The following is a 13,805-nucleotide window of genomic DNA, read 5'->3' as shown; positions in this document are numbered from 1 at the left end:
CGCGGCGGGGATGGAGGACCACTACTACCTCCACGACGACCTCTTCAACGTCGTCGGCCTGGCCGACGCCTCGGGCGTGCTCCGCGAGCGCTACGAATACGCCGACTACGGCATGCCCGCCGTCTACGACGCCGCCAACAACCCCCTCGCCGCCTCGGCCTTCCAGAACGCCTACCTCTTCAACGGCCGCCGCTACGACGCCGCCACCGGCCTCTACTACTACCGCACCCGCTACATGGACCCCGACCTCGGCCGCTTCATCTCCCGCGACACGATTGGCCTCTGGGGCGACGCCGCCAACCTGGGGAACCCCTATTCCTATGTGGGGAATAACCCGTGGTCGCGGCTGGATCCGTTTGGGGAGATGAGCGGCTTTCTTGGGTTCGATGCCGAAGGGAAAGGAATTCAGCAGCCAACGATCGGAGAGACGTTTGAGGCCATCGCCGAGGCGCACAAAGTTCTAGTCGCGGACCCCATTCGGCGGCTGAGTCCGAACCCGGGGCCGGTTGCGGCGGCGCTGCAGAGCGAACTCCTGATAGTAGATCGAAGTGGGGATATCGATCTTGTCGAGAACGGGAACAATGCGGCCTATACCACGACGCAAGCGATACTGATCGTATCGCCGACCAAGATCTTCAAGGTTATCAAGAGCGCCAAGAACGCCGTCGCCGGGGTGCGCGGCGCGAGAACGACCACGATGTCGGTCAGCAGCGCCGGAGAAGGCGCGGAGGCGCTTGGAAGAGTTGTTGCAGCCGGTGATAAGGTGGAGGTGGTTGATAATGTGGCAGGTGGCGTACGCTCGACGTCAAAAGCCAAACAACTCGGAGATTCGAACGCTTATCCGACGAGAGTGACGGTCGACGGAAATAAGTACCCGGCGTCAGCCCTGCACCTGGAAGATGCTGGCGTCGTTGGCCAACCGTTGACGATAGATCGAGCTGGTGCTGCGGCCCGGCGGCGAGAGGCACTCAAGGGAACCCCAACAAGACCCGGTTTGGATAGAGACGAGGTTCCACCGGCCATGTTCGCTGAAGGAAGTAAGAGCGTAAGGTCTATTCCAATGGGTGACAACCGAGGTTCTGGGGCCAGTATAGGCGGGCAACTTCGAAATGTTGAAGATGGAACAAAAGTTGTCATAGAAATAATTCGTGGTAATGGAGGTTAGGCATGCGACACATCGATCGACTAATTACAAAGTACGCTTCCACAAGTCTAGGCGAAAACCAGCAGCCTGAGTACGAGGCTCTGGATCAGATATCACAGTGGAGTCTGGGGGATCAGCTCATCGGTTTGCTCTGCCTACGAAATGGTTTTTTCGCGTTCGAGTCATCACTTCACTTGTTTCCAATTGATACCGATTACTCGATGAACATATTGGCGTGGAATGATCGGCGTTTGTGGAAACAGCACTATTCTCTTGGCCTTCCCGATTTCTATTGCTTCGGAGAGAATATATTTGGGGAGCAGTTCTGCACGTACGAAGATCACGTGTGCCGATTCGACCCGGAAACCGGAGAAATGGAGCAACTTGCTCCTTCCATCGAAGCATGGGCAGAAATGATTCTAGAGGACTGCAACCTGTACACCGGCTATTCATTAGGGCACGAATGGCAGATCAATAACGGCCCGCTTGATCTCGGCACTCGATTGGTGCCGCGTCTACCTTTTGTTTGTGGCGGTGAATTCGCCATCAGAAATCTTGTTGCAATGGATGCCCTAGAAGGCATGCGAAGTCGAGCAAGTTTGGCCAACCAGATACACGAAATACCTGATGGCTGTCAGATCCAATTCGAAATCGAATGAATGTAATACACATACCGCCCTTTGAAAGTCTGATTTAAAGACACGTCCATCCCCGGCGGAGGGCGTCGGGTTCGGAGGCGGATTTCCGCATCGACGATGTAGGCCCGCGCGACGATGTCACGCTGACGGCCTCTACGGCCCTGCGCTACCACTACGACGCCAACGGTAGGGTCGTAGGGCGCACGCTGGACCCCGGCGCGGCGGGGATGGAGGACCACTACTACCTCTACGACGACCTCTTCAACGTCGTCGGCCTGGCCGACGCCTCGGGCGCGCTCCGCGAGCGCTACGAATACGCCGACTACGGCATGCCCGCCGTCTACGACGCGGCCAACAACCCCCTCGCCGCCTCGGCCTTCCAGAACGCCTACCTCTTCAACGGCCGCCGCTACGACGCCGCCACCGGCCTATACTACTACCGCACCCGCTACATGGACCCGGACCTCGGCCGCTTCATCTCCCGCGACACCATCGGCCTCTGGGGCGATGAAGCCAACCTGGGGAACCCGTATGCGTTTGCCTTCATCCCGGAAACGTAGTACACTCGCAGGCGTGATTGCGTCATTTGGAGACGCGGCGACGGCGGATCTGTTTCATGGAACGCCATCCAGCCGAGTGCGGCGTATGCCTGCTGAGACCCGGTAGTCGGCGCTGCGAAAACTCGATATGCTCAATGCAGCAGCCGCTTTGGACGACCTCCGTTCGCCTCCCGGCAATCGATTGGAGGCGTTGCGCGGCGACCTTCGCGGTTGCCACAGCATTCGAGTCAACGCACAGTGGCGAATCGTGTTCCGTTGGGAAACCTCGAACGCGTACGAAGTCCGTATTGTCGACTATCACGGGTAGCACCCGAGGAGTTAGAGCCATGATTCCATCTCACAGAACCGCGACACACCCCGGCGCCATCCTGCTGGAGGAGTATATCGCGCCGATGGGGCTCACCCAGCGGGCCGTTGCCGCGCATCTCGGGGTACCGGTTCAGCGCATAAACGAGATCGTTGCGGGAAAGCGCGGCATATCGCCCGAAACGGCGTGGCTTCTTTCGGAAGCATTCCAGACATCACCCGAGTTCTGGCTGAATTTGCAGAATGCCTATGAACTTTCCTCAAGGCGTCCCTCGGGGCACGTGACACCGATCGCGCCGGCGGGCACGGGCTGATTTCTCTCCAGACAGGAGTATGTGATGCAAGAGGAATTGAAACGTGGAGACACGGTCATCGCACTCGCCGGCGCGGCAATCACATCAGCGCTCCTCGCGGGTGGAATCAGCGGAGCAATCTCGGCGTGGTTGACCGCAAATACGGCCCTGGCGCTTCTTGCTGGCGTCGTTGGCGGTGCTGCAATCGGATGGTGCATGGGGGCGCTTGTCGGCCGAATTCTGTTCCCCGCTTCCAGTGGAAACACAGTTGTTGTCAAACGGGGATCAGCGGCCCTTCCCCTTACACTGAAGGGTAACGTTGGCGCCAGTCTTGCCGCATCGCTTGCCGTCAGCGGCCCCGTGGCCGCCATCGGAAATGCCGAATTTACAGCCGTTGCTGTTCCGTGTGCCGCAATATCGGTCGTACTTGGCGTGGTCCTGGCATTGTTGGCATCATTCACCTGAAAAGCGAACGTGGACAAATCGGTTCTCCCGGTTGGAAGGTACATCGGCAACGAGAACGGCAAATAGGAGTAGGTTGCTTGGTTCTCATTTCCGGGTGGCGATGCTATATGCGAATACAAGATTCCCTGGACCTTGTCTGTAAGACGGTATATTCGGCACCAGAACTGGATGCCAGCGCACTCTTTCGGCCCGAAGGGCCAACGCAGTTTTTAGCCCCGGGCAACGCCCGGGGTTTGAGCGGTGTGTTTCTTATACGCCCTGAAAGGGCAGCGCAGTTGAACTTCAGAACCGCTGGACTGGCTCACCACTGCGCTGCCCTTTCAGGGCGGGGAAGATGGTGTCCCCGTGTTCCCTGGGCGTTGCCCAGGGCTGGGAGCTGCGTTGGCCCTTCGGGCCGAAAGACCAGTCGATACTATTACTCCGACAGAGGCCCCAACCAGCAGACATTGGCGGCTCCGGAGAATTCGGGCACGGAGAAACGCCTGCGAATAATCCCGTACGCTCAAACCGGATGAACCCAAAAATAACATGTGCGAGCGTTCACACCGCCGTAACCTTCACTGAGGTGTACGGGTGCTTCGTCCCGCCCAAAGGTAGCTCTCACATGCCCTCGCCCTGGAAAGCCTACAACGAACTCGCGTGGACCGAGGACCTGCTTGCGGATCCGGCGGATTGCGCGGAGGAGGCGTCGGGCTTCGTCGCGCAGCTCCGGCAGCACGCATCCGGGCCGCCGCGGACCCTCCTGCACCTGGGCTGCGGCGCGGGCGCGCACGACGCCACGTTCAAGCGGCATTTCGACGTGACGGGGGTCGATATTAGCCCGGGCATGCTCGACCGCGCGCGGCGGCGGAATCCGGAAATCGCGTATGTCGAAGGGGACATGCGCGCCGTGCGCCTGGGCCGGGTTTTCGATGCCGCCATCATCCCGGACAGCATCGACTACATGACGACGCGCGAGGACCTGCGGGCGGCCCTGGAGACCGCCGCGGCGCACCTCAAGCCCGGCGGCGTCCTGCTCGTCGTGTGCAAGCCACGGGAAATCTTCCAGGACAACAACTTCGCCTACACCGGCGCCCGGGACGACGTGCGGGTCACCCTGCTGGAGAACAACTACATCAACCCGCACCGCCCCGAGACCTACGAGGCCACCCTGGTCTACCTGATCCGGCGGCGCGGGGAACTGACCGTCCACACGGACCGCCACGTGCTCGGGCTGTTCCCGCGGGCGGTCTGGGATCAGGCCTTCGCGGAAGCGGGCTTTCACATGCAGGCCACGACGCTGGACGGGGCCTACGACCCATACCTCCTCGGCGACGGCGCGTACCCGCAACTGGTTTTCGTCGGGACGGCCTGAAGCAGGTGGGTGGCCCGGGTTTTGTTGTGTGCCGTCTGAACCCCTTACGACTGGCGGGCCGGCGGAAATACCTCGACTTCGCGTAGCGGCATTTCTTAGAATGACCTGGGTTGGGCGAGAGGAATTCGTATGTCCGAACATATGCTGCACTCAAAGCGCGAGCCGCTGCCGTCAGCGACAACGCTGAACCGCCGCGCGTTTCTGGGTTCCCTGGCGTTGGGTTCCGTGTTGACGGCGATGGACACGGGCGGTTTGGAGATTTCCAGTCCCGCAACGCCAGCCCGTGAGAACCGGGACGGTCGCCCCAATATTATCATCCTGTATGCCGATGATATGGGATGGGCCGATGCTGGCTACCAGGGGCTTACCAACGCGGGTTTTTACGAAACCCCCAATCTTGATCGTCTGGCCGCTGAAGGCATGATCTTCAACCGTTTCTATCCCGCTGCGGCCAATTGCGCTCCCAGTCGCGCCAGCATGATGACGGGGATGTACAGCCCCCGGCACCGGCTTTATCTTCCGCAAGGCTATTCCAGAGGGGGGAGCATTTCCAACATGCGCTGGCTGACGCCCACCGCCGATGCGCCCCCGGAGTTTTTCAGTGATTTTGAAGTCAGCGTTAACAACGTGGACCCCGGCTTTGAGTCGTTGGCGGAAATGCTCAAACGCGCCGGGTATGTTTCCGCACGATTCGGCAAGTGGCATATCGGGGACGATAACCAGGGCTTTGATGTAAGTTCCGCGGATGGCAGGCCGGGCTTCACCACGAACAAGGATGGAAGCGAAAAGCGTTTTTATGACGATGCGACCGTGGCCGAGCGCCTGACCGATTCCGCGGTGGATTTCATCGCTGAAAACCGTGAATCACCATTCTTCCTGTATCTGGCGCACTGGGAACCCCATTCCCCGAATGTCGCCCGAGAGGAACGCATCCGCTACTTCGCGAAGAAGCTCGGGGTTTATCAGGAGGATCACGAGTTTTCCATAAGCAGAGAATACAATCCCGATGAATATGACCAGCTCAGGCGGCTGTCAACGGAGTACGACCGCGCCATTTACGCCGCCATGATCGAGCAGCTGGACATCAGCACCGGCAGGGTAATGGCGGCTCTGGAAAAGGCGGGCCTGGTGGAAAACACGATGGTCATATTCACTTCGGACAACGGCGGCACGTCTCGGAATACCTCCAACGCCCCCCTTCGAGCGGGAAAGGGAACCTTCTACGAGGGCGGGATACGCACGCCTTTCGCCGTTCGCTGGCCGAAAGTCATCAAGCCGGGTTCAAAAAGCGACATACCGATTAACGGCATCGATCTGATGCCCACCTTTGCCGAAATGGCTTCGGTCGCGCCGCCGTCATCACAGCCCGTTGACGGCCATTCCATTATGCCCCTTTTGCGCGGCGAGGAAGACCGGTTTGATTCGGACCGGGCGATGTATTTCCATTTCCCGCTTTATCTGGGCGGCGGCGATCAGGATCAGGTGCTGCCGGTTTATCGGGGAGAGGCGAATTACTGGCGGGCAGTACCTTCGACGACCATGATAAAGGGAGATTACAAGCTAATATACTATTATGAATATGACCGTTATGAACTGTTTAACCTCGCCGAGGATATTTCCGAATCCCGCGATCTCGCTCTCGTGGAGGCCGCTCGGGCGGAGGAAATGCTTGCGGCAATGCGGGCCTGGGTCCATGATACCGAAGCGCCGGTTCCCGCCAGGCCCAACCCGCATTTCAGCGCTTCGACACCGTAGTAGTCTTTTTCCTTGAAATGGAACGCGCCGCTCCGCGCACCAGGCCCGCGCCGGCATGCGCTAGCCCAACTTTCTCGCGATATACACCCCGTAGCTGTAGTGCGCCTTGTACATCTCGTACAGCGCGATTTCCCGCGCATCCGATTCAACGATCGCGCGGGCGTCCTCGCTGCCGCCGTGTTGCTCAAGGAAGCTCTCGAAGCGCTGTTGCATCGGCCGATAGTAGTTGTCGAGCCAGCAATGTTCCGGCAGGACGAAATAGCCCAGGGGCGCATAGCCGCATTTTTCCAGCTGGGCCATTTTCGTGGACGCCACGCCGATCTCGGGGTATTCGCGTTCCCAGTACGCCTGGAGTTCCGACGGGCGGGCGGCGGTCGTCCAGGTGATCTCCGAAACCGCCAGGATGCCGCCCGTTTTCAGGTATCGGCGCCAGTCCCGCAGGCCTTTTTCAAAGCCGATGTTGTAAATCGCGCCTTCCGACCAGATCGCGTCGAACTCCCCATCGCTGAACGGGAGATCATCCATGGAACGGCACAGGGTCGATATCTTCCCGGAGAGTCCTTCCGCCTTCGCCCGGTTTTCCAGCACATCAAGAAAATCCTGGAGGAAATCCACGGCGGTGATCTGCGCATTCAATTCCCGCGCGAGCACGAGCGTGGCGGCGCCCGTTCCGCAACCGATATCGGCTATCTTCAGCGGGCGGGCGCCGTCCAGCATCGAGAGGCCGAGGGCCAGGCGGGTCTCCGGGTCACCGCCCGGTCCCTGCCGCGCACCGTCCTTATGAAGGTCCACCAGAAGCTGCAATTCATCCATGCGCTTTCTCCGATTGCACTTGCGATGCGCCGAAAGTCAGGAGGGGCGCGAATCGAGTTTACTAGCCGACGTTGTCCGCGGGCAATCCGTGCGCGGGCGCCGGGATTACGGGACCGGAAGAAATAATGTCACGTTCTCGCCGAAGGTGGCGGCGTCCAGGTGTCCGGAGTCGAGGCCATCGTCGCTGACCGCGTGTATGTGGGTCGCGTCGCCGTGGTGCGTGAATATACCGGCATGCTCGGTGGAGTACACGCCAATCAGGGTTGCCGGGCGATTTCGGATCTGGAAGTGCGCCATGACTTCCTTGTGCGGACGGTTGATCTGGTCGCCCGCCTCGGTATTGTTCATGATGTGGTAGTCGAGTTGGCCCCCGGGGACTTGCAACTTGAAGGGGAACGGCGCGGAAGGATCGATCCCGGCCGCCCGCGCGGTGTCCGGCAGATACGCTTCGAGGTCATTGGGCGTCTGCACGGCGGCGGGTAGAGGGACCTCTTTCCACGCGCCCACATGCCCATACACCAGGAAGGGCGCCCTCCATTCCCAGTCGTTCGACACCGCGGGCTTCTCGTTCTCGACGCGCGCAACATGCACGACGCCGTCGATCGCGGTGATTTCACCGCGCAGCCCCGCCAGGGGGCCGATGGCGAAGGCGCCGGCGCGCTCCGCGAGCTTCCCGAGTTTCACGCGTGGCGAGGCGTCGCCATCGCGGTGGACCCGCTTCATTTCCCCCTCCCAGCGAAGCTCGAAACCCGTCGCCTCTTCCCGCGCGGACTCCGCGACCGCTTCGGGAAGCACTTGGATGCTTGCGCTGGCAAGGCTCAACGCAATCGCCGATAGCAACCCACTATGGAACTTGTTCATCGTCATACTCCTGATTAATCCGAACGAGCGGGGCGGGCGCATCGCGGCGTGCTGTGCGCCCGCCCCGGGGAACGACATCAGTAATCCAGAATTTTGTCGGCTTCGAGCAGCAGTCTCGGGATCGTCTGTTCGTCGGGCACGCCGATCATCGCGCCATCGCGGAGGGCGTCCCGGTTGACGCCGGCCACATCGGCGCAATGCGGACATACAATCACACGGCCGCCGCCGCCGACGAATTTCGTGTACACGTCTTCGAGCGTCCCATGGTTCGTGCCCCACGTGAGGTTGAGGGGATTCCCCCGGTCAACCAGGCGAACGCCTTCGAGATCGAGCAGCACGGTGACCCTGGCGCCCTCCGCCTGCATGGCGTCTGCGAGTTTGAAGGCCATGAACGACGCGTGAAGGTCGCTCGTGAACTTGGATAGGTGGACCACGACATGCTGGCCGTCGCCGTGGTTCGCCGAGCGGGCGACGTTGCCCCCGAGCGCCGCGCCCAGGGCCGCGGCGGTGACCGCGAGAAGTACGGGAAACAGATACCGGTTCTTCATAATTAAACTCCTTTACTGACCTGAGGTTACTATTCCGGCGGCCGGTCTAGAGACCGCCACCGAAGGGAACGGATGCGTAATAGCCCGCCACCCATGGCGTGATCGGGAAGTCGCCGGGGTAACGAATGAACGCCACATGGCCATCCAGGTAGAGCACATTCGAGCCGCCCGGAAGATGGTTGAACTTCTTGACTCCCTGTCCCATCGCCGAGGCGCCCGGAAACTGTCCCGTGTTCTCCGTTGATGCTACGAAGTCGTACATGATCGCCACGGAACTCTGCGCCCGCGCACTGGCGCCCGGATTGTTGATGTCGGTAATCAGGAAGCGCTCAATCCCCTCGCGCAGCCGGTAGAGCAGATTGCCCCCGCCGTTGCCGGTGGCCGCGATGGCTTCGCCGTTGTAGGTTTGGATTGTTCCGCTCACGGCGAGGTCGCTGTCTGAATCGGGGAAGGCCAGGGGCGGCGGCCCCGCGCCGGGCCGGCCCGGGCCGAACCAGGCCTTGAGGTTTTCGATGATGCCCGCCATCTCCGGCTGGCTCGTCGCGGCCCAGGGAAGATAGACATACGAGCGCGGGGCGGACAGCCACAGGGCCTGATCCGTCCCGTCGCGAAACCCGTCGTTGTTGAGGTCGCCGCCGCGATAGGAGGGCTCGGCCGTCAATGTCCCGTTGAGAATAGCGGCGAGTTGATCTTCGATGGCCGCCGAAGAGACCCCCGCGTCACTCGGACAAATGCTGATCCGGTAGTCATTCATGTAGTCGGGGATGAGATCCGGCCCGTGCCAGGAAAGGGCGGGCGCCCCCATGCCGGTGTTGTAGAGCTTCTTCGGATAGCGTTCGCCGGGCGACTCGCTCGAATACATCTTGAAGATGATGCCGAATTGCTTGAGGTTGTTCTGACAACTCGCGCGGCGGGCCGCTTCCCGCGCCCGGGCCAGCGCGGGCAGGAGAATCGCCGCGAGAATGCCGATAATGGCGATAACGACGAGCAGTTCGATAAGGGTAAAGCCTCGTCTGGACATGGATTGGGCCCTTCTAAGACGGAGATGGCGCGCGGCGCGGGGCCTGGAATGGCCGGGGCAAGGGTGTCCGCGGAACGCGACCGACACGGCCGATCATCCCTGAAATGACGGGAGCGGGCGCGCGACAGCAGCGTTCCGACACACGCCTGACGCAGAAAGATGGAATGGGGTCAGGAGAGGCGCATGAAACGGGGCGGGGCGCGGGATTGCAGCGTGCGATCGAGGAAGAGGGCGGCGCACTGGTCGTTTTGTGGCGGGAGGGCCGAGAAAGCATGCGCTTGCGGCGCCGGCGCGTGGACCGCGACCACCAACGGGGCCGCGCTGCTGACCAGCTTGCAGAGGGCGCATCCGGAATTCTCCGGCGCGAGCGGGGCCTCGGATTCACTCCCTTCCGGAAGGGGGAGATAGCAGCATGCGCGGGGGGCGTACATGCTCGGCGCGCCCGAATCACGGGCGTTTTGCGCGTCCAGCGCGCGCTGGGTCGCGCAGACCCCGGGCAGGAAGGCCCGGCCCGACGCCACGAAATAGAAGACCACCAGCAGCCACGCCGCAAGCCGGAGCGGCTGAGCGAGGCGGCGACGAACGCCCGTTGTGTGCGCGCGGTGCGTAAGCATGATGGTAACCTGATCGGGGGCCGCGAATTGCAACCGCCCGCATCCGGATAGTCGCACACCCCCCGTCAGAATTGCAACGCTTGGCGGCGCCGCGCCTGGCGCAATACAGCTCTGGAGCGCCGGTCGAAGATGCGCCGTGGTGGACGGCCCGCCGGCAGATTGCGCCACTGGCGCTCCATGCACACCGGCGCCATCAGAAAAAAACGTAATTCTTCAGTCCTCTAAAGAAGGGCATTCGCCGATACAAGAAGCCTTACTTACACTGGATGTATTCGTCATTCCCGCGAAAGCGGGAATCCAGTGGAATTCGGAGGTTTGTGCGATCGCGTTGCTGGATCCCCGCGTTCGGGGATGTCGATTTAACGTGTGCGGTGAGCGCATTTCCTGCAATTTTGTACAAACGCCCTATGGCGTCATTCCCGCGAAAGCGGGAATCCAGTGGAGTTCGGAGGTTTGTGCGTTCGCGTCGCTGGATCCCCGCGTTCGCGGGGATGACGGATCTGCTCATTGCTTCCATAGTGTAAGGTGCGTTAAGTAAATCGACAGCCCCGAAAGCGGGGATGACGGTTTTCGATCACGGAGAGCCGCCAACGTCGGGTGCGACGAGGGTGACTACATCAGACGCCTGAAGAATCACGAAAAAACACATACCGTTCCGCACTTCAGCCCGCTAATGTGTTACCAGGGCGTAAAGCCCGCCCCAAAGCGTCGGTAAGGCATCGGCAATGTCAAAACCGCACCCGTTCGTCTCTTCATGGCTCTTCCAGCGGTCTCCCGCGCTCCAGGCGGGTGGACGGGGCCACCGCTCTATTCGTTCATCAATATTAGAGCAGCGTGACACCAGAAAAGATAAATAGCATGCTTTCCCCAGGCGCAAGAAGGTCGGCACTCCCATGCGGATTGAAAAGCTGTTGCAGTTCGACACTCCGGAGGCCGTGGTGGATCGGTCTCGGCGGCGGGGCGCGACTTGGGGAGAGTCGGATCAGGCGACTTTCCCATTGCTCATCGGTGGGTGAGCCGGACCGGGTTGCGGCGGCGCCGCGTTCCGGGTTCCAGCGCGTTATTGGCCCGCGCGCTGGAGCGCGATGACAATGCCGTCGCGGTCTTCACCGGGCGCCGTGGGCGGCTTGACAAGGTGCTCCTGGTCCGCGTATCCGGGCGCACGCACCCGGAGGTAAACGTTGCCCGTTTCGACCTCGACGGCAAACTGGCCCGAAGGGTCGGCGATCGATTGGAAACGCGGGACCGACGATCCGCCTTCACTCGTAATCTGGTAGGACGTCAACGGGGCGCCGGTCGCCGCGTCGATGACCTGCCCGATGAGGCGGCCGCGCCGTACCAGCACGAAGTCCACGTTTTCGCTTCCGGCCGCGACGCCTTGGAAGTGAACCGGCTTCATTTCCCCCTCCCAGCGAAGCTCGAACCCCGCCGCCTCATACACAATGCGCCCCCGACGGTACAGACGCCCGGCCCTCCATGGAAACCCTCAACTCGCGCGACCGACCCGTCGCCTCCGGAGTCACCCCAGTACCCCAACGGTCAGTGGCGCATAAAGACACAACAACGCACCCACGCCACAGCAAACCGAGGCCAGTGCGGCTGTCATGTCGTTTTCAGTTCACAACATCCGAAATCTCCTCTCGGAGCCCAGTTTGCGGTGTCGGGGGGGGGACACTACAAGGGGAAATAAGCGCTTGACAAAAATCCTCCACTCTGCTACGCTGCTTAAGCGTGGCGGGTTTCGTCACTTTTGCAGGAAGCAAAACGGCAGCGGGTTTGCGGTCCCGTATTGCGGCATGGTCCAGGGATTTATTCGGGCTACATGGCGTGTCCCGCCAAAGTCGGAGGTCCCGTGGACGCGGGCGATGAGGGAGAACTCAGATGATGTCAAATAGTTGGCGGCGGTCGACCTGGGCTGCCCTCGTCGGGGCCATGGGAAGGACGGCGGCATTTGGGAGTGCCCGCGCGCAGAATGGCAGATTTCCGTCGGTCCCGCGGCCATCAGCGTGGGCTTGACCTGCCATTGAAATTCCTCAGAACGCCTGAATCAGGAGTAGCTTTGAACAAGGTATTCTCCGGAGTCGGGATATGAATAAAGGAACTCATCGGCAGATGGACGTATCTGGTGCTTTGTGGGTGTTGCCGATGGGATTGCGCTTGTCATTATAGGCTTGTTTGACTTCTTGCTTGGTCTCGTCGCTGGAATCAAATTTCTAAGGGCGAGGGAATGTCTAATTGATAGTTTTATAATGGATACCGATGTGTCATTTCTTTCAGCCTGTTCAGGCTTTTCGATGGTCCTGATAGAAGGGAGCATGCGATGAATCTGCTGCTTATTGCCACTGCCGCAGTACTCTCTGCTGATGTGTCTACTGATTGGGAGCTTGCCCGCATCCTCGTGGCCGAGCACGAACATAATGCGAGAAAAGCGTCGAGCTACGCAGCGACTTACAAGGAAATCCGTTGGGTAACATTCCGCATTGATGGCATTCAGCGAGAAACCGAAGTTGAGGCGCATGTGGAGGAGGTCAGGGCAGGGCTGAACCTGTTTGTGAAACGGGATGAAACTTCAAAAGTCCTAAAAGGTGGCCCTAACGATAGATCTGGCTATACCCAAAGGACAGACTTAATTCGAAATAATGAATACATAGCCCACTTTACATATCCATACGTCAGTATGGAGCTATTTTGCAACGACTACCACGATATTCACGCCGGGCCCGCCGTTGTGAAAAGGGTCGTGGGACGTGGGCCTAGTACGTGCGGATTCGGGGACGGTCGCACACCTTTCTCCGATATCATTGCTGGTGGCTCCGAAAACTACAAATCCTTTCATTGTGGTCCAGTCAATGAGGGAGAAAACGTATATCAGATTGAGATTGAGGAAGAGACGGGTCTTCGTCAGAGAATCTTGGTGGATTTGTCAAGAGGGGGTTTAATAGTGAGTTCTTCAGCTCAACACGGAGATATAATATTTGAAATGGAAGTGGTTCCAAATGAGTTTGACGGGATTTGGTTTCCCGGATCCTGGAAACAGACATTCTATGACGTGAAAGCAGATAAACCCACAAGGATATTCACGTCCACCCTGACCAGTTTGGAATTCAATAAATGGGAGGCAAAGGAGTTCACCTATGAGAAAATTCTGCCTTCGGAGGATACGTTGATCTTGCTATTTACTGGAACGGAATCCAGAAAGTACATGTACAGTGTCGACGGTGTCTTGATGGATAGTACCAATGCACATCTGTTGTGGAGGGATAAGGCGGCTCTTCAACCTGGCGGCTGAAGGCCCCATCAGATTTTGGTTCCACTGAAACGAACGAACTAAACAAAAAGGAGCCTTGAACTATGAATGCAATACAAATTTGCCGTTTGAGTCTTGCTGTTATGGTGGTCTCAATTGTGGCAAGTGAAAGTGTTTCCGGCGACT

General features: G+C 59.7%; 15 protein-coding genes. 9 read left to right on the top strand and 6 right to left on the bottom strand.

Features of this window, described 5'->3' with window-relative positions:
• From KF886_03620 to KF886_03585, 8 genes are all read left to right on the top strand, one after another.
• Positions 1-1,165, top strand: a 1,165-nt coding sequence (locus KF886_03620) for a hypothetical protein (GenBank protein MBX3176426.1), incomplete at its 5' end; no start/stop codon positions are given.
• Positions 1,166-1,167: 2 nt separating this feature from the next.
• On the top strand, positions 1,168-1,803 hold the full coding sequence (locus KF886_03615; GenBank protein MBX3176425.1) for an SMI1/KNR4 family protein: 636 nt from the start codon (positions 1,168-1,170) through the stop codon (positions 1,801-1,803).
• 206 nt (positions 1,804-2,009) lie between these two features.
• Positions 2,010-2,342, top strand: coding sequence for a hypothetical protein (locus KF886_03610; GenBank protein MBX3176424.1), 333 nt, complete (start codon positions 2,010-2,012; stop codon positions 2,340-2,342).
• 127 nt (positions 2,343-2,469) lie between these two features.
• Positions 2,470-2,649: a type II toxin-antitoxin system RelE/ParE family toxin gene (locus KF886_03605; protein MBX3176423.1), complete on the top strand. Its 180-nt coding sequence runs from the start codon at positions 2,470-2,472 to the stop codon at positions 2,647-2,649.
• Between the two features lie 19 nt (positions 2,650-2,668).
• On the top strand, positions 2,669-2,962 hold the full coding sequence (locus KF886_03600; protein ID MBX3176422.1) for a HigA family addiction module antidote protein: 294 nt from the start codon (positions 2,669-2,671) through the stop codon (positions 2,960-2,962).
• A gap of 24 nt (positions 2,963-2,986) precedes the next feature.
• The gene (locus KF886_03595; protein MBX3176421.1) at positions 2,987-3,406 is read left to right on the top strand and encodes a hypothetical protein; all 420 of its coding nucleotides are present in this window, start codon (positions 2,987-2,989) and stop codon (positions 3,404-3,406) included.
• Positions 3,407-4,010: 604 nt separating this feature from the next.
• Positions 4,011-4,760, top strand: a complete 750-nt coding sequence (locus KF886_03590) for a class I SAM-dependent methyltransferase (protein ID MBX3176420.1) — start codon at positions 4,011-4,013, stop codon at positions 4,758-4,760.
• A 129-nt stretch (positions 4,761-4,889) separates the two neighbouring features.
• Positions 4,890-6,515 carry a sulfatase gene (locus tag KF886_03585; GenBank protein ID MBX3176419.1) on the top strand — a complete coding sequence of 542 codons (1,626 nt, stop codon included), beginning with the start codon at positions 4,890-4,892 and terminating at the stop codon, positions 6,513-6,515.
• Between the two features lie 60 nt (positions 6,516-6,575).
• Here KF886_03585 and KF886_03580 read toward each other — a convergent pair whose 3' ends face one another.
• The 6 genes from KF886_03580 to KF886_03555 form a co-directional block, all read right to left on the bottom strand.
• A complete protein-coding gene (locus tag KF886_03580) occupies positions 6,576-7,328 on the bottom strand; it encodes a class I SAM-dependent methyltransferase (GenBank protein ID MBX3176418.1) in 753 nt (250 codons plus the stop codon).
• A 105-nt stretch (positions 7,329-7,433) separates the two neighbouring features.
• The gene (locus KF886_03575; protein ID MBX3176417.1) at positions 7,434-8,189 is read right to left on the bottom strand and encodes an acetolactate decarboxylase; all 756 of its coding nucleotides are present in this window, start codon (positions 8,187-8,189) and stop codon (positions 7,434-7,436) included.
• Between the two features lie 77 nt (positions 8,190-8,266).
• Entirely contained in the window at positions 8,267-8,737 is a 471-nt protein-coding gene (locus KF886_03570) for a DsrE family protein (protein MBX3176416.1), read from the bottom strand.
• Positions 8,738-8,783: 46 nt separating this feature from the next.
• Positions 8,784-9,758 carry a DUF1559 domain-containing protein gene (locus tag KF886_03565; GenBank protein MBX3176415.1) on the bottom strand — a complete coding sequence of 325 codons (975 nt, stop codon included), beginning with the start codon at positions 9,756-9,758 and terminating at the stop codon, positions 8,784-8,786.
• Between the two features lie 170 nt (positions 9,759-9,928).
• Entirely contained in the window at positions 9,929-10,372 is a 444-nt protein-coding gene (locus KF886_03560) for a hypothetical protein (protein ID MBX3176414.1), read from the bottom strand.
• A 1,060-nt stretch (positions 10,373-11,432) separates the two neighbouring features.
• A complete protein-coding gene (locus KF886_03555) occupies positions 11,433-11,771 on the bottom strand; it encodes a carboxypeptidase regulatory-like domain-containing protein (GenBank protein ID MBX3176413.1) in 339 nt (112 codons plus the stop codon).
• A gap of 921 nt (positions 11,772-12,692) precedes the next feature.
• Between KF886_03555 and KF886_03550 the strand changes: the two genes are divergently transcribed.
• A complete protein-coding gene (locus tag KF886_03550) occupies positions 12,693-13,661 on the top strand; it encodes a hypothetical protein (protein ID MBX3176412.1) in 969 nt (322 codons plus the stop codon).
• Positions 13,662-13,805: the final 144 nt, after the last annotated feature.

It is taken from the genome of Candidatus Hydrogenedentota bacterium (genome assembly GCA_019637335.1).
GTDB lineage: Bacteria > Hydrogenedentota > Hydrogenedentia > Hydrogenedentales > JAEUWI01 > JAEUWI01.
The sequence above is the reverse complement of the archived record's forward strand: the minus strand, read 5'-3'. Positions and strand labels throughout refer to the sequence as shown.